Origin of the sequence: uncultured Marivita sp. (genome assembly GCF_947488135.1) — a bacterium.
GTDB lineage: Bacteria > Pseudomonadota > Alphaproteobacteria > Rhodobacterales > Rhodobacteraceae > Marivita.
In genome coordinates, this window is sequence record NZ_CANKYW010000001.1 from 1,096,243 (window position 1) to 1,116,195 (window position 19,953).

19 protein-coding genes are annotated in these 19,953 nt (G+C 63.3%); 5 read left to right on the forward strand and 14 right to left on the reverse strand.

The annotated features are described in order from the left end of the window. Positions 1-4 precede the first annotated feature (4 nt). The 5 genes from Q1B16_RS05465 to Q1B16_RS05485 all read right to left on the reverse strand — a co-directional run bounded on the left by Q1B16_RS05465 (position 5) and on the right by Q1B16_RS05485 (position 4,484). Positions 5-862, reverse strand: a complete 858-nt coding sequence (locus tag Q1B16_RS05465; RefSeq protein ID WP_299785287.1) for a DNA repair protein — start codon at positions 860-862, stop codon at positions 5-7. 159 nt (positions 863-1,021) lie between these two features. After that, positions 1,022-1,456 (reverse strand): paraquat-inducible protein A, encoded by a 435-nt coding sequence (locus tag Q1B16_RS05470; protein WP_299785289.1) that lies wholly within the window; start codon positions 1,454-1,456, stop codon positions 1,022-1,024. 3 nt (positions 1,457-1,459) lie between these two features. Next, complete coding sequence (locus Q1B16_RS05475) at positions 1,460-1,840, reverse strand: hypothetical protein (RefSeq protein ID WP_299785291.1); 381 nt, start codon at positions 1,838-1,840, stop codon at positions 1,460-1,462. 12 nt (positions 1,841-1,852) lie between these two features. Then, positions 1,853-2,890 carry an alanine racemase gene (gene alr / locus Q1B16_RS05480; protein WP_299785293.1) on the reverse strand — a complete coding sequence of 346 codons (1,038 nt, stop codon included), beginning with the start codon at positions 2,888-2,890 and terminating at the stop codon, positions 1,853-1,855. A gap of 103 nt (positions 2,891-2,993) precedes the next feature. After that, positions 2,994-4,484 carry a replicative DNA helicase gene (locus tag Q1B16_RS05485; RefSeq protein WP_299785295.1) on the reverse strand — a complete coding sequence of 497 codons (1,491 nt, stop codon included), beginning with the start codon at positions 4,482-4,484 and terminating at the stop codon, positions 2,994-2,996. 265 nt (positions 4,485-4,749) lie between these two features. On the opposite strand from Q1B16_RS05485, the gene Q1B16_RS05490 reads away from it, so the two are divergent. Next, the gene (locus tag Q1B16_RS05490) at positions 4,750-5,469 is read left to right on the forward strand and encodes a vWA domain-containing protein (RefSeq protein WP_299785297.1); all 720 of its coding nucleotides are present in this window, start codon (positions 4,750-4,752) and stop codon (positions 5,467-5,469) included. Here Q1B16_RS05490 and Q1B16_RS05495 read toward each other — a convergent pair. The 5 genes from Q1B16_RS05495 to Q1B16_RS05515 all read right to left on the reverse strand — a co-directional run bounded on the left by Q1B16_RS05495 (position 5,432) and on the right by Q1B16_RS05515 (position 9,880). Next, a complete protein-coding gene (locus tag Q1B16_RS05495; RefSeq protein WP_299785299.1) occupies positions 5,432-6,106 on the reverse strand; it encodes an orotate phosphoribosyltransferase in 675 nt (224 codons plus the stop codon). The genes Q1B16_RS05490 and Q1B16_RS05495 overlap by 38 nt on opposite strands. 121 nt (positions 6,107-6,227) lie before the next feature. Next, positions 6,228-6,680 carry a DUF2267 domain-containing protein gene (locus Q1B16_RS05500; RefSeq protein WP_366140137.1) on the reverse strand — a complete coding sequence of 151 codons (453 nt, stop codon included), beginning with the start codon at positions 6,678-6,680 and terminating at the stop codon, positions 6,228-6,230. Positions 6,681-6,700: 20 nt separating this feature from the next. Further along, the gene (gene pyrC, locus Q1B16_RS05505) at positions 6,701-7,741 is read right to left on the reverse strand and encodes a dihydroorotase (RefSeq protein ID WP_299785303.1); all 1,041 of its coding nucleotides are present in this window, start codon (positions 7,739-7,741) and stop codon (positions 6,701-6,703) included. A 32-nt stretch (positions 7,742-7,773) separates the two neighbouring features. Then, positions 7,774-8,724: a phosphoadenosine phosphosulfate reductase gene (locus Q1B16_RS05510; protein ID WP_299785305.1), complete on the reverse strand. Its 951-nt coding sequence runs from the start codon at positions 8,722-8,724 to the stop codon at positions 7,774-7,776. 100 nt (positions 8,725-8,824) lie between these two features. Continuing rightward, complete coding sequence (locus tag Q1B16_RS05515; protein WP_299785307.1) at positions 8,825-9,880, reverse strand: glycosyltransferase family 2 protein; 1,056 nt, start codon at positions 9,878-9,880, stop codon at positions 8,825-8,827. Positions 9,881-10,029: 149 nt separating this feature from the next. Here Q1B16_RS05515 and Q1B16_RS05520 point away from each other — a divergent pair, with 149 nt between their 5' ends. From Q1B16_RS05520 to Q1B16_RS05530, 3 genes are all read left to right on the forward strand, one after another. Beyond that, positions 10,030-10,938 carry a MoxR family ATPase gene (locus Q1B16_RS05520; RefSeq protein ID WP_299785309.1) on the forward strand — a complete coding sequence of 303 codons (909 nt, stop codon included), beginning with the start codon at positions 10,030-10,032 and terminating at the stop codon, positions 10,936-10,938. Between the two features lie 61 nt (positions 10,939-10,999). Beyond that, the gene (locus tag Q1B16_RS05525; RefSeq protein WP_299785311.1) at positions 11,000-12,250 is read left to right on the forward strand and encodes a VWA domain-containing protein; all 1,251 of its coding nucleotides are present in this window, start codon (positions 11,000-11,002) and stop codon (positions 12,248-12,250) included. A 192-nt stretch (positions 12,251-12,442) separates the two neighbouring features. Then, positions 12,443-12,949 (forward strand): hypothetical protein, encoded by a 507-nt coding sequence (locus tag Q1B16_RS05530; RefSeq protein WP_299785313.1) that lies wholly within the window; start codon positions 12,443-12,445, stop codon positions 12,947-12,949. 118 nt (positions 12,950-13,067) lie between these two features. Here Q1B16_RS05530 and Q1B16_RS05535 read toward each other — a convergent pair whose 3' ends face one another. The 4 genes from Q1B16_RS05535 to Q1B16_RS05550 form a co-directional block, all read right to left on the reverse strand. Next, the gene (locus tag Q1B16_RS05535) at positions 13,068-13,577 is read right to left on the reverse strand and encodes a polymer-forming cytoskeletal protein (protein ID WP_299785315.1); all 510 of its coding nucleotides are present in this window, start codon (positions 13,575-13,577) and stop codon (positions 13,068-13,070) included. Then, positions 13,567-14,880, reverse strand: a complete 1,314-nt coding sequence (locus Q1B16_RS05540) for a M23 family metallopeptidase (protein ID WP_299785317.1) — start codon at positions 14,878-14,880, stop codon at positions 13,567-13,569. Before Q1B16_RS05540 ends, Q1B16_RS05535 begins: the two co-directional genes overlap by 11 nt. A 214-nt stretch (positions 14,881-15,094) precedes the next feature. After that, entirely contained in the window at positions 15,095-15,907 is an 813-nt protein-coding gene (locus Q1B16_RS05545; protein ID WP_299785319.1) for a ferritin-like domain-containing protein, read from the reverse strand. 159 nt (positions 15,908-16,066) lie between these two features. Beyond that, positions 16,067-16,534 carry a peroxiredoxin gene (locus Q1B16_RS05550; RefSeq protein WP_299785321.1) on the reverse strand — a complete coding sequence of 156 codons (468 nt, stop codon included), beginning with the start codon at positions 16,532-16,534 and terminating at the stop codon, positions 16,067-16,069. A gap of 81 nt (positions 16,535-16,615) precedes the next feature. Here Q1B16_RS05550 and Q1B16_RS05555 point away from each other — a divergent pair, with 81 nt between their 5' ends. Next, the gene (locus tag Q1B16_RS05555) at positions 16,616-19,906 is read left to right on the forward strand and encodes an AsmA-like C-terminal region-containing protein (RefSeq protein ID WP_299785323.1); all 3,291 of its coding nucleotides are present in this window, start codon (positions 16,616-16,618) and stop codon (positions 19,904-19,906) included. Positions 19,907-19,953: the final 47 nt, after the last annotated feature.

Genomic DNA, 19,953 nt, shown 5'->3' on the forward strand with positions numbered 1-19,953 from the left:
GGTCTTATTCGGCAGCGCGCCGCGCGAGCAGGGCGACGATGCGGTTGTCGTCATTGTCGGGGAATTGTGTGGGATCGTCCCAATCCGTGGCCGTTTCTGCGGGCTTGGGGTCCGATTTCGTCAGATCGCGCGCCGGGATGGTCGGTGCGGCATCCGCGGCAAAAAGTTCGGGAAGGATCTCCGAGAGCTCTTCGTTGAGGCGGTTCAGCTGGGCCTGTGCGACGCTTTCCTCAAGCTCGACCTTGTCCATCCAGACCCGCATCTGCGCGGCGGTGGCCTTGGCGTCGTCGAGACGGGTGTTGAAATCCTCGATCTCCTGCTGGCGCTGAATGAGGAAGTCGCGGGCGCGGGCGACGCTGCGATCCGAATAGGTCTGCGCGAGATCCTTGGAGACATGGCTCATCTGGCTGGCCACTTCGAGAACCGACGGCTCCAATTCGGCCAGATCCGGGTGATCGCGCAGGTAGGCCATGCGTTCGCGGACCGAATCAAATTCCGATTTCATCTTGAACACGCCTTCGCGGTCCGAGGCGTGCGACAGCCGATAGGCGCGCGCCACGTCCTCCATCGCGATCTGAAACCGGCGGTGCGAGTTTTCCAGCGCCATGATCCGGGCGTTTGCGGGAAGAAAAAAACACAGGCCAACCATGAGCGCCGTGACAAGCCCTTGTACCACAGGTCCGGCCTGCGGGTAGGCGACACCCCCAAATGTAGCGGTCATCTCGAGCCAAGGCGCGTAGCCGAAGGCGCAGGCGATCGTGTATCCAAGCAAGCCAAGACCCAGCGCAGCGACGGTTGCGAACATCAACCGTTGCATCAGCCAACCCGTTGCAACCACGAAAGAACGCGTCGCAGCAATCATCAGAACCCCCAGGTCACCACCTTAACCAACTTCAACATCGGCAACTTTATGCCGAAAGGCGCCAATGCCATACTGTTTTTTAACGATTTTTCCGACTGGTCGGGAAGGTGTGATCAATCGACACAATTCTTTCGGATTGTTTCGATTTCGTCATCAATTCTACGGGTGGCGCGCCTCGGCCATGCTGATGACCAGCGACGTCAGGATGCAGGCGGTAAACAGGTAGAGGCCCCATGCCGTTTCGATGCGCCCGATGCCGATGCCTTTGACGATGGTGATGTAGAGGGCGATCAGAAAAATATCCGCCATGGCGAGTTTGCCGACAATTGCGATACCGGGCAGGGTGCTGCGGTCAAGCAGACCGAACTGGACCAGCGCGAGGGCCAGTGTTTTCGCGTAGGGTGCAAACAGCGCGAAGACCGTCACGATGACGGCAAGAACGATGTCTTCGCCCCAAAGCGCCCGCAGGCCGGTCAATACACTGATTTCACTCAGGCTGAAAAGCGGCAGAAGCCCGGCCCGCATGAGCGGCGCGGCCCAGGCCACCGGGTAGAGGATGAGCAGTGACAGGTTGATCCACTTGAGCGCGGCCATCGGTCAGAACTTGGTCGCAATCCAGAAGGCCAGAAAGCCAGCAACGCCGACAAGGTGCGCCCAATCGATCCAGCGCCACCGCCGGTCGGGGAACAAGAAGCTGCTAGCAAAGACGCACGAGGTCACGAAAGGCACCGCCGCACCGCCCTGATGCGTGATGATCGGCACCGCCTGGCGGTAAATCGGATGGCCTTGCAAACCAAGCGCGGGAGCAAAAGTCGCCGCCACGACCAGGAGGCAGATCATTAATGTGATCGCCGCGGGCACGCGCGCCCATCCGCGCCCCACGATCAGGCGCAGGATTGCAAGACCGCCCAGCACTTCGAAATAGACGAAGCGTTGTACGAAGATAAAGGCAAACAGGATCGGCGAGGGTTCGAACATGGACCGGCCTCCTCAGCCGTCGATATAGCGCCGTTCGTACCGGGACCCAAGCGAGGTGAGAATCTCGTAGCCGATCGTGCCTGCCGCATCGGCCAGAGTGTCGATGGACTGGTGCCGACCCAGAAGCTCGACCGTGTCGGGCATGTCCTTGACCGGGCCGACATCGACGCCGATCAGGTCCATCGAGATCCGACCGACGATCTTGCAGCGCGTCTCGCCTGCCCAGACAAAGGCTTTCGGCCCCATCGCACGGATGATGCCGTCGGCATAGCCTGCGGAAATCGTGGCGATCCGGCTGGACACGCGCGCGACCCAGCTGTTGCCGTAGCCCACGGATTCGCCTGGGTTCACATCGCGCACCTGAATCACCGGGATCGACAGCGACACCACGGGAAGCGCATCGACGAACGGCAGACCGCCGTAGAGCCCGATTCCGGGGCGGGTCATGTCAAAATGGTAATCGGCCCCAAGGATGGTGCCGCCCGTCGCCGAAAGCGACCGCGGCGCTTCGATGCCATCGGTCATCTGATGGAAGGTCTGAAGCTGAAACGCGTTCATGCCGTGGTTCGGCTCGTCTGCGCAGGCCAGATGGCTCATTACGAGAACCGGTTTCTGGCTCAGCGCAATCTCGCGGAGGGCGGTCCATTCGGCCGGTTCCATGCCAAGGCGGTTCATGCCCGAGTCAAGCTGAATGCCGAAAGGGTGGCCGGGCAGCGCTTCGACGTGGCGCAGCATCTGGTCGATGGAGTTGATCATCGGCACCAGGTTGGCGTCGCGCAGAAGCGGGGCGTCGCCCTGCATATGTCCGCCGAAGACACAGATCGTGGGGCCGGGGCCAAGCGCCTTGCGAATGGTCACGCCTTCTTCGGCGAGCGCGACGAAAAACGTCCGCGCGCCCGCGTCGGCCAGCGCCTTGGCGACTTTTCCAGCGCCCAGCCCGTACGCATTGGCCTTGACCACGGCACCGGTTTCACCCGCGTTCATCGCCGCCAGTGCCCGCCAGTTGGCGCAGATTGCACCCAGATCAATCGTTAAAACAGACTGTGCCATGCGCGGTGTTTGTGCATCTCTGTGCGTTGGGTCAACCCGGAAAAAGTGCCCGAGATGCTTTGCGGTGGAGTTGGGGTAAAGACGGAGCCGATCAGGCCGTGTTCTAGATGTCGTCGGCGCCCTGTTGCCACGGCTTGATGAGGTTGCCGAAGCGGGTGAAGCGGCCTTCGAAGCTAAGCTCTACCGTACCGATGGGACCGTGGCGCTGTTTGCCGATGATGACCTCGGCGCGGCCGTGCAGACGCTCCATTTCCTCTTGCCAGGCGGCCATCTTTTCAAGCTCGTGATCGCCGGGTTTTTCGCGTTCCTTGTAGTATTCCTCGCGGAACACGAACATCACCACGTCGGCGTCCTGTTCGATCGAGCCGGATTCGCGAAGGTCCGACAGCTGCGGGCGCTTGTCCTCGCGGCTTTCGACCTGACGCGAGAGCTGCGACAGGGCGATCACCGGGATGTCGAGTTCCTTGGCAATCGCCTTGAGACCTTGCGTGATTTCAGACACTTCGTTCACGCGGCTGTCTTTCGCGGTCGCGGGGCGGACAAGCTGGAGATAGTCCACGATCAGCACGTCGAGCCCGTGCGTCCGCTTCAACCTGCGCGCGCGGGCGGCCAATTGACTGATCGGCAGGGCGGGCGTGTCGTCGATGTAAAGCGGGCAGGCTTCGAGCGATTTGGCCGCGTCCACGAAGCGGCGGAATTCGGTTTCCGTCATGTCGCCGCGGCGGATCTGTTCCGACGGCACTTCGGCCGCTTCTGACAAGATCCGCGCGGCCAACTGCTCGGCGCTCATTTCAAGAGAGTAGAAGCCAACCACGCCGCCTTCGACTGTGCCTTCGGTGCCATCGGGGCGGGTGCCCTTGCGATAGGCCTTGGCGATGTTGAAGGCGACGTTGGTCGCCAGAGAGGTTTTGCCCATCGACGGGCGGCCGGCGAGGATCAGGAGGTCGGATTTGTGCAACCCGCCCAGCTTTCGATCCATATCCACCAACCCGGTCGAGATCCCGGCAAGCCCGCCTTCGCGCTGATAGGCGGCGTTGGCGACATTGACTGCGTCGGTTACGGCCTTGAGAAAGCTTTGAAATCCGCTTTCGCTGCGGCCCTGTTCGGCGAGCTTGTAAAGCGCCTGTTCGGCCTCGACGATCTGTTCGCGCGGTTCCGACGCGACATCGACCTTTGCGGCCTTGGAGCTGATGTCCCGGCCCAGGGCGATCAGGTCGCGGCGGACGGCCAGATCGTAGATCATCTGCGCATAGTCGCGCACGGCAAAGGAGCTGATCGCGGCACCGGCGAGGCGGGCAAGATAAGCGGGGCCGCCGAGTTCTTTCAGTCCCTCGTCATCCTCCATGAACGCTTTGAGCGTCACCGGAGAGGCGAGGTTGTTCTTGGCGATGCGCGCCGAGGCGATATCGTAGATGCGGGCGTGCACGGGATCGTAAAAATGCTGCGGTCCGATGATCGACGCGACGCGGTCGAACACGTCATTGTTGGTCAGGATGGCGCCCAGAAGCTGCTGCTCTGCCTCGATGGAGTGCGGCATGGTTTCGGGGTTCTGGATCTCGGCTCCGGTCGGATTGAAAGTCGTGATCTCGTTCATTTTGTCCCCCCGGCAATTCCCGGCACCGAGGTAGCGATATGTCCGGCAAAGGGCAAAATGTATATCCTGTGGAAAAGCTGTGTGCGGAGTGGTATCGCCCTATCTTGCGCGATGAAGGGTCGCTTCGTCAATATCTGGTAATTTGAGCGACTCGCTGTGGCGCAGCCGACACGCGGCAAGATGCCGGTTTCACCTGCGACGTTTCGTTTACAGCCGGGGGCGGTGCGTGCGAACGTAAGGTCAACTTTGGAAAGGGGCGCGTGTCATGAAAGCGATTCTGAACGCTCTGGTTGCTTTGGGTCTGGGTGTGGCGCCCGCGCAGGCGCAACAGACCTGCACGCGCGATGCGATGGTGGTTTTCGACGGCTCGGGCTCGATGGCGGAAATGGGGTACAACCTGATGGATGAGCCGCGCATCTTCGACGCCCGGCGCGCGGTCCGCACGGTGATGCCGCAGGTGGCGCCCGCCCGGCGGATCGGATTGGTGACCTATGGCTTCGGGAGCCGGGAAAGCTGTGCCAGCGTCGTCGTGCGATTCGCGCCCCAGCCGGACGCGGCGGGTCGGATCATCTCCGAGATCGACCGATTGCAGCCAGCGGGCGAAACACCCTTGACCGAGGCGATCCTGGCGGCCGCGCAGGTGCTGGAGTACGAGACCAAGCCCGGCGAGATTGTTCTGGTGACGGATGGCAAGGAAACTTGTGGCGGGTCGCCCTGCCAGTTGGCTGCCGATCTGGCCGCCGGGGCGGACCTGACGGTGCATGTGATCGGGTTCCGCGTGCGCGGCGAGCATTTCGCCTGGCCCGACCAGCCGCAGGACGACATGGTAGAGCCGGTGGCGCGCTGCCTCGCGGATCGGACGGGCGGTCTGTATGTGCAGGCCGAAACGCTCGATGATCTGATCGGCGCGTTGCGGCAGACCCTGGGGTGTCAGATCCTGAGCGAGGTTACGTCCGGGCGTCCTGCCACGCGCGGGGTGCTTTGAGGAAGGCCTCGACTTCGGTCAGGGTCGCGTCGTCGAACGCGCCTTGCGCGCGGGCTTCGGCCAGAACGTCCCACCAGGTGCAGAGGTGGTGCAGTTGTACGCCATGATCGCCCAACGTCTTCGTCGTTTCCGGGAAGATGTCGTAGTAGAAGATCACCGCCGTGTGCACGCAGGTTGCCCCGGTTTCGCGGATCGCGTCCACGAAGCTGAGCTTCGATCCGCCATCGGTGGTCAGGTCCTCGACCAGCAGCACGCGCTGGCCTTCGGTCATCGCGCCCTCGATACGGGCGTTGCGACCATAACCTTTGGGCTTCTTGCGAACATAGGTCATCGGCAAGGCCATGCGTTCGGCCACGAGTGCTGCAAAGGGGATGCCGGCGGTTTCGCCGCCCGCGATGTTGTCGAACGCCTCGAACCCCGCGTTGCGCATGACGGTCACGGTCAGGAAATCCATCAGGGTAGACCGGATGCGCGGGAACGAGATCAACTTGCGGCAGTCGATATATGTGGCCGAGGGCAGGCCGGAGGCTAGGATGTACGGATCCTCGGGCCGGAAGTTCACCGCGCCGATTTCCAGCAGCATCCGCGCGGTCAGGCGGGCGATTTCCTCGGATGTGGGATAGGAGGTGGGGATCATGGCGCGGCTCCTTGGCAGGGTTGCGCCGCTCTAGCGGGTTTTGCCGCAGAGGAAAAGACCGGGGAATGTGCGCGGCGCGCCTGTGCGATGTTCTGGGAAACAGCCTTTAGTCTCGGCGCGGTCAAACGATGCGCGGCTGTAGCTCTGCCGGATCGACGTTCGGGACATCCCAGAAGTCTCGCGCGGGTGGCGGCAATTCTGCAAGCACTCGTTCAAAGTCACGTGCATTGACGGCCCGCCGCACGGCGAATGCCGTTGCTTCGATGGCGTTTTCCGGTGTCAGGTTGTGGTGCGGGCGGATCGCCTTGACCTCGGCGATCAGGGTCGCGCGGTTGGCAAAGGGCAGGGGATCGCGGCGCACGTCCCAGTCGTGGACGAAGATCGCGCGCGGAACGCTGGGCAGGATGCTGGCGAAGGCCAGCCCTTCTGCCGCCGTCAGCCGTGCGCGAAACACTTGGAACACCGCGTCGATGGCGGTGTAGGCCATGTTGTCGGACACCAGATCCATCCGGTCTTTCGCATCATCGAGAAACGCGCGCCATTCGCGGCTGGCATGGCGATATGTCCACGGCATCGGCACGGCGCGGGGTGGGCTCAGTCCTCGACCCGCCAGTGCAGCGGCATCAACGGGTCGAACACGGTGACCGGTCCGTCCTCGGTGTCGATCCGGTCGGGATAGGTGACGGGATCGCCCTTGGTCAGGGTGATCTTGCCGTCATTCACCGGCAGGCCGTAGAATTTCGGTCCATTCAAGCTGGTGAAGGCCTCGAGCCTTTGTAATGCGTCCTCTTGCTCGAACACCTCGGCGAGGATCGACAGCGTGTTGGTCGCGGTGAAGCACCCGGCACAGCCGCAGGGCAGCAGCTTGTTCGCGTCGGTGTGGGGCGCGCTGTCGGTGCCAAGAAAGAAGGTCGGATCGCCGCTGGTCGCGGCACGGCGCAGGGCAAGGCGATGTTCCTCGCGCTTGGCCACGGGAAGGCAATAGTAATGCGGCTTGATCCCCCCGGCGAGGATGTGGTTGCGATTGATGACAAGGTGATGCGTGGTGATCGTCGCGCCAAGGTCGGGCCCACCTTCAGAGGCGTATTCGACGCCCTGCATTGTGGTGATATGTTCCATCACCACGCGCAGTCCGGGCGTGGCCCGGCGGATCGGATCGAGCACGCGTTCGATGAACACCGCCTCGCGGTCGAAAATGTCGATCTCGCTGTCCGTGACCTCACCGTGGACGCATAGGGGGCAGCCGATCTCGGCCATGCGCTCGAGCACCGGGCGCACCTTGTCGAAATCACGCACGCCGCTGGCCGAGTTGGTCGTGGCCCCGGCAGGATAAAGCTTGACCGCCGTGATCAGCCCGTCCTCATGCGCCCGTGCCAGATCGTCTGGATCGGTGTCTTCGGTCAGATAAAGCGTCATCAGCGGGGTGAAACCCGACCCTTCGGGCAGGGCGGCCAGGATACGGTCGCGATAGGCGGCGGCATCGGCGCCCGTGACCACCGGAGGCACGAGGTTTGGCATGATGATCGCACGGGCGAAATGGCGCGCGGTTTCGGGGGCCACGGCACGCAGCATTGCGCCATCGCGCAGGTGCAGGTGCCAGTCGTCAGGAGTGCTGAGCGTGATCGTATCGGTCATGCCCGGCGCGTAGCACGCGCGCCGAGTCGGCGCTAGTCTTCGTCCTCGTCCCCGCTGTCATCGCGGGACGACCGAATTGCCTTGAGCTTGCGCCGGTAGCGGGGGCCGCCGAAGTTTTCGACGATATGGGCGCAGACCGCTTCGGCCAAGAACTCGCGCTCCTGTTTTTCCACGACACCAAAGAGTTTCTTGCAGTAGGCCGCGTGATCGCGACGTTTGCGATAAAGCTGTGCGAAGGTTGCCGCGTCCAGCGTGCCTTGCGCCGCATGATGGACCAGCGGTTCGAGCACCTCCATCGCCGCCAGATGCGACTGCATCCCGCCACCCAGATGCCGCGCCCGAAAGCGCGTGTTTCCGGAGCGTTCGAACAACGCGGCGTGCATTGCGTCAAGGGTCTCGTTCGGGTCGTAGACGATGTAGGCGGCCTTCGCCGCTTCGAGCATGTCCGGCGCAAAGCCGTAGCGATCGGTGAAATCGGTTTTGCGCATGTGAAGAAAGCGGTCGTCCCACTCTGTCACGCGCGGATCGAGCGTCGCCTGCGGTTCGAGCGCGACAACCGTGGCCCCCGGCGCGGCGACGGAAAATGCGCAGGCGGCATATCCGCAAGGGCCGGCGCCATAAAAGATCACCTGATCGAAATCTTCGAAGAACCCGTCATCGGTCATCTGATCGAAAAAGCCATAGACCTCTCCGGCGCGGAACCAGGTATCGCGATTGCTGATGACGGTAAGACAGGACCAATCATGCGCGCGGGCGATGTCGAACCCGGCGGGGCGCGCGTGATCCGAAAGCGCCTGGATCGCCGGGAGCGATTCAAAGCTGACCAGCAGCGTGTCGCCCTTTTCGATGAAGGCGGCGTTGTGGTGTTTGTCCAACGGCTCGAAGAACCCGAACGTCTCGCCGAGTTCTTTGATTTCCTGAATCCACTGCGCCGGACGAAGGTCGGTCAGGGTTACTGTATATGGCTCGAGGCCGTCCTGCATGATCCACATGTCCTCATTACATCGCGCCCGTGCCGGGTCTTTGTTTGACGTAAGGGTTAATCGGGGATTTGGGCAGAATTGAGCCGAAATGCAGGGGAGTCTATGAAGTTCCGGCGTCCCGGTCGGACACCCGTTGCGCCATTTTCGTGAGCAGTTCCGCACCCTTGGCCGGAATCGGTTGTGAGGGCGGCGTCATCAGAAGGCGACCGTACAGATCGCGAAACCGATCTTCCTGCAACAATGTATCAAACCGGTCCTTGCGCCAGGTCACGGCCTGCGCGTGCAGCTCCGCCAATACCGGGTCGGAGCCCAAAGCGTCGCGGATCGGCTGCGCCCGATCCCAAAGCGGGACGACTGTCTTGTCCTCATCAATGTTCAGGTTGCGCTCGACCCAGTAGTCGAGACCCAGAGCATCCTCACTGTGCACGGCGCGGCCCCGGTCGGATTTGAGCACGTAGCTTTCGACCGATCCCAATGGATAATGGTTAAGCTGCACCAGCCCGTGCTGCGGCACGCGGTAGTCCGAAAAAATCCGGCCATCGGCCGTCTCCGGGGGCAGCGCGCGCCCCGATCCGTCATACCAGCGCGCCTCTGACAGACGCTCTTCGACCGGGTTGCGGGGGCGGTGAACTCCGAGGTTCCGGTAGGTTTTATCGTTCCGGTAGAGTGTCTTGAACATCGACGCCCGCCACGGCCAGGGCATCGGATGTGGCGACGCGGCGGTGAACTGCACCGGTATGGGCCGATCCTCGTATGCGACCACGCCCGCATTGCCGAAATTGCGCCAGGTCAGTGTGACCGCGGTGGCCTCGGAAAGCGCTTCGATCAACGCGGGAAGGGTCCGGTCGCCGACATGCACGTTGACGAATTCATCGATGTCCAACGTGATCAGCCAGTCGGCCCGTTTGACTGCCCCCGTCCGGTTGGCGCGCTTCAACCCGCTGAACTGGATCCCGCCCTTGCCGTAGGGCGGCGCGTTGCGCAGGTGGGTCAGCCAGCCCATCGCCTCGAGCCGGTCGAGCAGGGTGTCGGTGCCATCCTCGCATTCATTCGACATGACCACGAAATCGGTCACACCCACGCTGCGATGCCAAGCCAGCCAATCCAGCAGGAACGCCGCCTCGTTGCGGACACACAGAACGGCGGTGATGGACACGGGAACGGGCGCCTCGGCTGAGGAAAATCAACGCGGTAACTGTGTCAGGTCGCGCCTTTCGCGTCAATTCAGGCCGGACTTGCGACCTTGGCGCTATTGACCTTGGGGGCACCCACAGGGCAGCAAGGCCTGTGACAGAGGAGCACCCCATGCAGACACCCGACAGTATCGACGCCGTCCAATCCATGCTTGCCGACACCGGCTACGTTTGCGGACGGGCGCTCGCCACCGTGGTGTTCCTGTCTCTGAAGCTTGGCCGCCCGCTTTTTCTTGAAGGCGAAGCGGGGGTCGGCAAGACCGAGATCGCCAAGGCGCTTGCGGCCTCACTGGGCCGCAAGCTGATCCGCCTGCAATGCTACGAGGGTCTTGATGCCTCGAGCGCCGTCTACGAATGGAACTTCCCGGCGCAGATGATCGCCATTCGCACCGCCGAGGCGTCGGGCAATGCCGACCGCGAGATGCTGCAACGCGAGTTGTTCAGCCCGGATTTCCTTGTCGAACGTCCCTTGCTTGAAGCGATGCGTCCCGACGAGAACGGCCCGCCGGTTCTGCTCATCGACGAACTGGACCGCACGGATGAGCCCTTCGAGGCGTTCCTGCTTGAAGCCCTGTCGGATTTTCAGGTGACGATCCCGGAACTCGGCACCATCAAAGCGCCCGAGCCGCCCATCGTGATCCTCACCTCGAACCGCACGCGCGAGGTGCATGACGCGCTCAAGCGCCGGTGCCTCTATCACTGGGTCGATTACCCGGACTTCGAGCGCGAGCTGGAAATACTGCACGCCCGCGCCCCAGAGGCTGCCGAAACCCTCAGCCGCGAGATCGTGGCCTTCGTCCAGCGCCTGCGCACCGAGGACATCTTCAAGAAACCGGGTGTGGCCGAAACCATCGATTGGGCCAAATGCCTGTTGGCGCTCGATGTCATTGACCTGTCGCCCGAGGTCATCAGCGACACGCTGGGCGCGATCCTGAAATACCAGGACGACATTCAGAAGCTGCAAGGCTCCGAGGCCAAGCGCCTTCTGGACGAAGCCAAGGCGTCGCTTGAACCGGCATGATCTTCCTCTTGTTACAAACGCTCGAGGAGGTCTGGAGGCAGAGCCTCCAGTCGGCCCTTTAATGGCTGAATACGTCCCTCTCGAACTGCCCGACGATCCGCGCCTCGCGCAAAACATCATCCATTTCGCCCGCGCCCTGCGGCGGGCCGGCCTGCCCATCGGGCCGGGCCGAGTGATCGACGCCATCCGCGCGGTCGAGGCGGCCGGGTTCACCGAACGGATGGATTTCTTCTGGACGCTGCACGCGTGCTTCGTGAACCGGCCCGAACACCGGGTGATCTTCGCCCAGGTGTTCCGGCTTTACTGGCGCGACCCGCGATACCTTGAGCACATGATGTCCTTCATGCTGCCCGCGATCCGCGGCGTGCAGGAGGAAAAATCAGCCGCCTCGGGTGAAAAGCGTGCCGCGCAGGCGTTGCTGGACGACCTGATGCCCGAGGTGCCCGAAAACGAACAGTCCGAGGAAGGCACCGAGATCGAGGTCAAATCGACCCTCACCATGTCCGCCGAAGAAAAGCTGCGCACGCTGGACTTCGAACAGATGAGCACTGCCGAGGTGGCCGAGGCGAAGAGGATGCTCGCCAGATTGACGCTGCCGGTGAAACCGATCCCGTCACGGCGCGGCAAGGCGTCGGTGCTGGGTAGGCAGGCCGATTTCCGGCGCACGCTGATGAAATCCATGCGGCAGGGGGGCGAGATCCGCACCATCGCCCGCAAGACGCCGCGTCCGCGCTGGCCGAACCTCGTGGTGCTCTGCGACATCTCAGGCTCAATGAGCCAGTACAGCCGCATGGTGCTGCACTTCCTGCACGCCGTCGCCAACGAAAAGGGCGCGGGCTGGGCCAAGGTGCACGCCTTTACCTTCGGCACGCGCCTGACGAATATCACCCGCCATCTCGCGACCCGCGATGTGGATGCCGCGCTGAAATCCGCCGGGGCCGAGGCACAGGATTGGGAAGGCGGCACGCGGATCGGGCAATGCCTGCACGCCTTCAACCGCGACTGGTCGCGGCGTGTCATGGGGCAGGGGGCCGTGGTGCTTCTCATCACCGATGGTCTGGACCGCGACGAGGCGGGTGCCTTGGAGAAAGAGATGGAGCGGCTGCACCTGTCTTCGCGTCGCCTGATCTGGCTCAACCCGCTTCTGCGCTGGGACGGGTTCGCGCCCAAGGCCACGGGCATTCGGGCGATGCTGCCCCATGTGGACAGCTTCCGCGCCGGTCATTCGATCCAGTCACTGGAAGAGCTGGCACTTGCGATATCCCGTCCCGATGATCCCGGCGAAAAAGCGCGGTTGATGGGAATGCTCTGAACCGCGCCGTGCGGTCTCTGTCAGAACATCGAGGTCTCATCAGACGCGAAATCTTTGGACAGCGCGACCAATCTGGATTTCGCCCCCTCGCTGTCAAGGCCGCGACCAAGTCGGGCTTACCGGATATCCTTTGGAACAGGGATCGGGGCAGGCGCGTTCGACCACCAAAGCAATTCGCATTGGAGCCGTCACATGAAACCGATAGCCACCGTCCTTGCCATGTGCATTCTGGCCGCCCCTGTCACCGCGCAGGATGGGGCCGGGACCATCACCGGCACACTGGACCTGAAACCGGCGCGATGGATCGTTGCAGGTGCGGGGGATGAGCCGACCAGCGGCTGGGCAGAAACAGATACCGGAACCGAAATCCGGCTCGTGGGCACGCCCGACGCGCAAGGTGACGGCGGACCGGGAACACTGACACTCAAGATGGATGTCGAAACCGGAGCTGTCGCGGCGCGCGTGTCCGAGGTCGAGGTGACGCTTCAGCGCTCCGATGAAACCTGGGTCTCGAACAGTGAAACCATCGATCTGACCCTGGAAGCCTTTCAGCCATCCGGCAATGATGTGGTGGTCGCAGGCAGTTTCGTCACCACTGTCTTTGCCGATTCCGTTGAGGGACTCGCGGCGGACAGCGGCAAAGGCCTCACCATTGATGGGAACTTTCAGGCAACCGTGCCAAAAGCGTCCGCACCATGAAGCCGCATCGCGATTGGAGTTTGATCGAACGACGCCTCGGCGCGGGTGCATCTGCCAACGCCGGAAAAGAAAAAGGCCGCCCGAAAGGCGGCCTGTGTTGCGCGATGGCGGCTTTCGATCAGCCGTTTGACGCTGCCGGAGCTGGGGCCGCTGCCGCAACCGGCTTGGCCTTGCCGCCGTTGAGCGGATCGTCCTGGCGCTGAACCGAGCCTTCGAAATGGGCACCGGATTCGATCGCGATGGTCTTGTGGATGATGTCACCCTCAACCCGTGCTGTCGCCGTCAGCCGCACCTTGAGACCGCGTACGCGACCCACGACACGGCCATTGACTACGACATCGTCAGCCACCACTTCGCCCTTGATCGTGGCACTCTCGCCGACGGTCAGCAGGTGCGCACGGATGTCGCCTTCGACGGTGCCTTCGACATTGATGTCGCCGGTTGTCTTGAGGTTGCCGGTGATATGCAGATCGCTCGACAGGATCGACGCGGCGGGTTTCGCCTTGGGCGCCGAGGCCTTGAATTCCGACGTCGAAGAGGAACGAGACGTGTCGGGTGCAGCCGGTTTCGGCGCGCTGGCCTCTTCGGTCTTCGGACCGGGCTCGTTGATTTTGCTTTTAGAAAACATCGTTTGCAGCCTTGATGTAGATCATGGGGTTGACAGGTTTGCCGCCGACACGGACTTCGTAGTGGAGATGGGTGCCGGTGGAGCGTCCGGTGTTCCCCATAGCAGAGATACGATCCCCGCGCGAGACCCTTTGGCCCTTTGTCACGTAGAGTTTTGAGTTATGCGCGTAGCGGGTTTCGATGCCGAACTCATGCTGTATCTTGACGAGCCTACCATATCCTGACTGCCAACCCGCGTAGGTCACAACACCGTCCGCTGTCGCGTAGATCGGGGTGCCATGCGCGCCTGCGAAATCGGTGCCGGCATGTAGCCGACCCCAGCGATATCCGAATCCGCTGGTGAACCGGAACGAATCCTTGATCGGCATGGCGAAGGGCGCTTTTTCCGCCGCGATGCGGTAGAGGTTCAGGCGGTCCATCTGGTTGAGGATGCGGTTCGCGCGGAGCACGTCCTCGGACGGGTCTTCGCCCCGGGTCGAGAAGCTGAGTGGCATCAGCGGGCCACCCTGGCCGGAATAGCCGCGCCGCACTTCGTTCAGAATACGGTCTGGATTCATGCCTGCGGCTTCGAACATCTTGTCGAGCGGCTCGACAGACACGGTCATCGCTTCCTCGAGCTGTCGGAAGATCGTATCGTTCTTTTCTTCCATCAGCTTGATTTCGGTCGCCATCTCGTCGGCGCGGATCAAGGCGTCCTGCGCGTCGGCGACGACCTGATCGCGCTCTTCGGCGGTGCGGGCGAGGGCTGCGGACAGGAAATCCAGCGTTGCGGTATCGATGGCGCCAGATGAGGCGATTCCGGTGCCGCCGTCTTCGATGTCGGCCAGCAATGAGGCCAATTCGGTACGCACATCCTCGCGCGACCGGATCGCGTCGCGCAGTTTCAACTGCACCGCCTCCAGCCCGGATTCCAGCTCGACCCGTCGCGTTTCGGCATCCAGCAGTTTGGATTGCATCACCGAGACCTGCTCGAGCGCGGTGTTGAAGCGTTCCTGAGCCGCAATCGCCTCTGCGGCGCGGGCGTTGCGTTCCTCCGACAGGACGTTGAGGCGCATCTGGTACGTCTCAAGATCCCGTCGTGCCTGTTCGCGGAAATTGCCGGACCCGATCGAGTCCATGAGCAACACGGCGGTGGCGATGATGCTCCAGGCCAAAACAAGCGAGGCGCCCCCGAAGGCGAGCGCCTGTGTGCTGGATTTCAGTCGGATGAACCGGGTGTCGGTGTCGGAGCGCAGAAACAATCGGCGTTCCGGAAAAAAGCGTTCAAGTATGCCATGCAGTTTAATCGCAAGACGTGTGCGCACCTGTATGTTCCTCTTTCCCGTCCCTTGGGCCGCGCCTCTAAAGCCCCAACTCCGGGCGCGTATCCGTTACGGCTCTACCGAGACATTCAGAAATTGGCAACGTTTTTGGACCAGTGAGTCGGCACCCCGCGCGATCCCCCGCCGAATTGGCAAGATTTCGCCGATTTTTGCGCGACTTAGAGAAGGTTGTCGAAAAGCCACAGAGCGGCGCCTTCTAGGTGCCGACCTCGGTCAGTGGCCAGTAAAAGTCCGGCGGAAGCCCCGCTTCGGCGCGTTTTTCCTCGTTGAACGGCGGTTTCAGAGCGCCTTTGAAGTATGTTCTGACGAGGCCGTGAAAGGTGTCTTTGGGGTCCTGGTCGTGGCGGCCGCAGAGAAAGTGAAACCATTTCGATCCATAAGCGACGTGGCCGACCTCTTCGCTGTAGATGGTTTCAAGCGCCGCCACCGCGCCCGCGTCGCCCGCCTTGCGGAAGATCTCGATCATGCCCGGCGTCACGTCCAACCCGCGCGCTTCGAGCACCATGGGCACCACGGCCAAGCGGCCCATGAAGTCGTCCGCCGTGTCCTCGGCCGCGCGCCACATGCCCGCATGGGCCGGCAAGGCACCGTAGAAGCTGCCCTGCGCTTCGAGGCAATCGCACATCAGGTTGAAGTGTTTGGACTCCTCGTCTGCCGCCTTGACCCAATCGTCGTAGAACCCGGCGGGCATGGGAATACCGGCGAAACGCGGGATGATGTCCCAATGCAAATCCACCGCGTTAAGCTCGATATGCGCCACCGCGTGCAGCAGGGCGATACGTCCCTGAGGGCTTCCCGGTTTGCGTTTCGGCACGTCGCGCGGATCGAGCAACTCCGGCGCATCGGGCCGGGAGGGGCGCAGGGGAGGCGTTGCGCGCCCCAACGCGATCGGTGTGCCCGCGGCGCGTGCCGCAAACCATTGCGCCGCGTAGTCGCGCGATTTCGCGGTCTTGGCCCGTCCGTCGGCAGTGGTCAGAACATCCACTGCCATATCGCAAAGAGTTTTCATGGTCCCTCATCGCATGCTTGGCCGCGACCCGCAAAGCTCACGCCTGGTTTCTTTGGGCCTCGAATACCTCGGGAGGGTGAAGGTGGAACCCTCACGCGAGCCGCAGGCGCGCTCCGGTCGGCCCGGTCGCTCTGGGTAGCGCCCGATCCGAAACCTGGACTAAAGCGCCTTCGCCGCCTCCAGCACCTCTTCGGCGTGACCCGGAACCTTGACCTTGCGCCATTGCCTGGCGATCCGGCCCTCTTCGTCGATCAGGAAGGTCGACCGTTCGATCCCCATGAATTTTTTGCCGTACATGGATTTCTCTTTCCAGACGCCGAAATCCTCGGACGCCGTGCCGTGCTCGTCCGAGATCAGCGGGATGCGCAGCTTTTTCTTGACCATGAACTTCTCATGGCTGTCGAGGCTGTCCTTGGAGATGCCGAAAACCTTGACGCCGATCTGGGCGAATTCGTCGTCGAGCGCGGTGAAGGCCTCGTTTTCCTTGGTGCAGCCGGAGGTATCGTCACGCGGGTAGAAAAAGAGCACGACCGGCGTGCCGCGCAGCTCGGACAGCGTCACTTCGCTGTGATCGCCGCCTTGAACGGGAAGGGTGAAATCCGGTGCCAATTCCAGTGTATCGCTCATGGCGCTATCCTTTGATTGAAGTACGTCGGTAGGGTGATATCCCTGCGAGGCAGAGAATAACGCAAAAGGACGCCGCTTCCAGTGACGGAGCCGGAGCAGAGCCACGATATCAGCGACACGCCGCGCCGCAGGCGGCGGGGTCGGTGGGCGTTGGGCGTAACCACAGTGCTCGTGCTGAGCGTTCTGGTGGCGGGATGGGCGCTTGTCGGACGCAGCCTTTCGGCCCCGATCTGGGTCCGCGACACGGTCGAAGAAAGGCTGGCCGATGCCTTGCCCGGCTTTCGGGTGCTGTTCGGCGATGTGCAGGTGCGGCTGGAACAGGACGGGCGGACGCGGATCATCCTGCTGGATGTCGATGTGCAGACGGCGACCGGTGCCCCTGTCGCGGTTCTGTCGGACGTCCAGATCGGGTTGACGGCCTACGATCTGATCCGCCGTCAGATCGTCCTGCGCGACCTGAGCGTCAGCGGCGCGTTCGTCACCCTGACCCGCAACCGGGCCGGACAGTTGGGCCTCGCGCTGGGGGATGCCTTTGCGATGGACGGTGCCTCTCCCGATCTGCCGACGCTCGTGGCGCAGGTTGACGCTCTGTTGGTGGACGACCGACTGTCACGACTGCAAAGCGTCGAGGCCAATGCCCTGACGCTGCGGTTCGAGGATGCCCGCGCGCGGCGCGGCTGGACGGTGGATGGCGGGCGGCTTTTGCTGGAGCGTGAGAACGAGCAGTTGCGCCTCTCGGGGGACTTCGCGCTTCTGGGGGGCGGGGCGACGGCGACCCGGCTGCAACTCGACGCGTCCTCGGTGATCGGCGAGACGGAGGTGGCCTTCGGTGTCTCGCTCGATGACATGCCGTCACAAGACATTGCCACCCAAGGCCCGGCTCTGGCGTGGCTCGGGGCGTTGCGGGCGCCGATTTCGGGATCGCTGCGCGCTACCATGCAGCCCGATGGCGGGCTCGGTGTTCTAAACGCGACCTTGCAGATCGACGAGGGCGTCTTGCAGCCCACGCCCGAGACCCCGCCGGTGCCGTTCAACTCGGCACGCAGCTATTTCACCTTCGATCCGGACCGGTCCCAGATCACCTTTACCGAGCTTTCGGTGGACAGCGACCTGGTGCGCGCCGTCGCCGATGGGCGCGCGACCCTGGACGGGCTTCGCGATGGCATCCCGTCCGAGATGCTGGGACAGGTGCGGTTCAGCCTGCTCGAAGCCGCGCCGGACGCGCTTTTCGAGGCACCGTTGTCGCTGGACCGCGCAGAGCTGGACTTCCGGCTGCGGCTCAACCCGTTCGAACTCGATCTGGGTCGGGTCTGGATCGACGATCCGCAGGTCCCGCTGCGTATGACCGGGCGGCTTTTGGCGACCGAGGATGCGTGGGATTACGCGCTGGATGGCACTGTGGGCGTGCTGACGCCCGACGCTTTGTTGCGGCTCTGGCCGGTCACAATGGCCCCGCGCACCCGCGACTGGGTTGTGAACAATATCGAGGGTGGCGTCATAACGGAGGGGCAGTTCGCCCTGCGGTCGCAGGACCAGGCGCGCCCCGTGGTGTTCCTGAACGCGGCCTTCGATGAGGCGCAGGTTCGCTACACGCGTACCTTGCCGGTGGTCGAGCGCGGAAAGGGCACGCTGACGCTCAACGCGAACCGTCTGGCGGTGCGGGTGACCGAGGGCGAGATCACACCGCAACAGGGAGGCGTGCTCGACATCACGGGCAGCACGTTCGTCATTCCCGACACAAGGCAACGACCGCCGGAGGGGCAGGTTACGCTTGCCGGGGGCGGGCAGATCGAGGCGCTTCTGTCCTATCTCGACTCGCCGGGGCTCGAGATCATGCAAAAGGCGCGCCGCCCTGTGGACATCGTATCAGGCCGCGCGCGTTTCGATGGCTCGCTTATTCTGCCCCTGCGGCGTGGCCTGCGTCTGCCGGACATACAACTTGATGTCCGCGGGCGGGCGACCGGGGTCGTCAGTGACCAGATCATCCCGAACCGCGAGCTTACCGCGCGGATGCTGGACGTGTCGGTCACGAATGAGGCGTTGCGCATCTCGGGGCAGGCCGAGCTGTCGGGCGTCCCGTTCAACGGGTCCTGGACGCTGCCGATCCCAGCGCCGGGAGAGCCCGCGACCGACAGCATGGTCGAGGGCACCGTCACCCTGTCAGAGGCTGCGGCGCGGTCCTTCGGCGTGGCGCTGCCAGATGGCACAATCAGCGGGATCGGTCCGGCGGAGTTGCGCGTCGACCTGCGGCGCGGCGCGCCACCGGAGTTCGAACTCACCTCGCGGCTGTCCGGGATCGGCTTGTCCCTGCCAGCGATCGGCTGGACGCTGGCGCGCGGCACGACCGGCAGTCTGCGCGTCGCCGGTGTGCTCGACCGCCCGGCGCGGATCGACACACTTGCGCTGGACGCTCCGGGTCTGGAGGCGCAAGGGTCGGTTCGGCTTAATGCGGATGGGTCACTCGCCACAATCGATCTGGACCGGGTGCGCGCGGGCGGGTGGCTGGACGCGCCAGTGACGTTGACCGGTCGCGGCGCCGGTGCAGCGACTGCCGTGCGGATCAGCGGCGGCACAATTGATCTGCGCAATGCGCCCTTCGGGCGGGGAAGCGGCGGTGGAGCAGGCGGGCGCGTGCCATTGTCGCTGGCGCTGGATCAGTTGCAGGTGTCCAACAGCATCCGCCTGACCGATTTCCGCGGCGATCTGCAATCCGGCGCAGGGTTGACCGGCAACTTCACCGCAAGCGTGAATGGCAAGGCTCCCATCGTGGGTGAGGCGCTGGCGCAAGCCGGATCGACCGCGTTTCGCATCCGGTCGAATGACGCGGGCAAGGTGATCCGCGAGGCGGGGATTCTCAAGACCGTCGCAGGCGGTGACATGACGCTGGCGCTGGTGCCCGTGCCGGGACAACCGGGCAGCTATGACGGGTCGCTCGATGTGGTGAACACGCGGTTGCGTAACGCGCCCGGGATTGCCTCGCTGCTGGATGCGATCAGTATCGTCGGGTTGCTGGACCAGCTCGAAGGGCCGGGAATCCTGTTCACCGAGGTCGAGGCGCGCTTCCGCTTGACGCCGGATCAGCTTTACCTGACCCGCTCAAGCGCGACCGGCCCGTCGATGGGCATTTCGCTGGATGGCACCTACAACCTCGCGACCAGCACGTTGGACTTGCAGGGCGTCCTGTCGCCGATCTTTTTCCTTAACGGCATCGGCAGCATCTTCACCCGCAAGGGTGAGGGGCTGATCGGGTTCAACTTCAACCTGACCGGCCCGGCAAGCCAGCCGAATGTCAGCGTGAACCCCTTGTCTGCCCTGACGCCGGGCATGTTCCGCGAGATTTTCCGAAGACCGGCGCCTGTGCCGGGCGAGTGAGGCCCCTTTGCAGTGTCCCGGAGGTGCTGACCGCTTTCGTTGGGCGT

Bases quoted from the DNA above. Each gene is read 5' to 3' on its own strand.
- pyrC (WP_299785303.1), bottom strand. From the start codon at position 7,741: ATGACCGATACGATCACGCTCAGCACTCCTGACGACTGGCACCTGCAC.
- Q1B16_RS05475 (WP_299785291.1), bottom strand. From the start codon at position 1,840: ATGTTCGAACCCTCGCCGATCCTGTTTGCCTTTATCTTCGTACAACGC.
- Q1B16_RS05545 (WP_299785319.1), bottom strand. From the start codon at position 15,907: ATGAAAACTCTTTGCGATATGGCAGTGGATGTTCTGACCACTGCCGAC.
- Q1B16_RS05530 (WP_299785313.1), top strand. From the start codon at position 12,443: ATGAAACCGATAGCCACCGTCCTTGCCATGTGCATTCTGGCCGCCCCT.
- Q1B16_RS05520 (WP_299785309.1), top strand. From the start codon at position 10,030: ATGCAGACACCCGACAGTATCGACGCCGTCCAATCCATGCTTGCCGAC.
- Q1B16_RS05495 (WP_299785299.1), bottom strand. From the start codon at position 6,106: ATGATCCCCACCTCCTATCCCACATCCGAGGAAATCGCCCGCCTGACC.
- Q1B16_RS05465 (WP_299785287.1), bottom strand. From the start codon at position 862: ATGATTGCTGCGACGCGTTCTTTCGTGGTTGCAACGGGTTGGCTGATG.
- Q1B16_RS05485 (WP_299785295.1), bottom strand. From the start codon at position 4,484: ATGAACGAGATCACGACTTTCAATCCGACCGGAGCCGAGATCCAGAAC.
- Q1B16_RS05525 (WP_299785311.1), top strand. From the start codon at position 11,000: ATGGCTGAATACGTCCCTCTCGAACTGCCCGACGATCCGCGCCTCGCG.
- alr (WP_299785293.1), bottom strand. From the start codon at position 2,890: ATGGCACAGTCTGTTTTAACGATTGATCTGGGTGCAATCTGCGCCAAC.
- Q1B16_RS05550 (WP_299785321.1), bottom strand. From the start codon at position 16,534: ATGAGCGATACACTGGAATTGGCACCGGATTTCACCCTTCCCGTTCAA.
- Q1B16_RS05500 (WP_366140137.1), bottom strand. From the start codon at position 6,680: ATGCCGTGGACATATCGCCATGCCAGCCGCGAATGGCGCGCGTTTCTC.
- Q1B16_RS05470 (WP_299785289.1), bottom strand. From the start codon at position 1,456: ATGGCCGCGCTCAAGTGGATCAACCTGTCACTGCTCATCCTCTACCCG.
- Q1B16_RS05510 (WP_299785305.1), bottom strand. From the start codon at position 8,724: ATGCAGGACGGCCTCGAGCCATATACAGTAACCCTGACCGACCTTCGT.
- Q1B16_RS05490 (WP_299785297.1), top strand. From the start codon at position 4,750: ATGAAAGCGATTCTGAACGCTCTGGTTGCTTTGGGTCTGGGTGTGGCG.
- Q1B16_RS05535 (WP_299785315.1), bottom strand. From the start codon at position 13,577: ATGTTTTCTAAAAGCAAAATCAACGAGCCCGGTCCGAAGACCGAAGAG.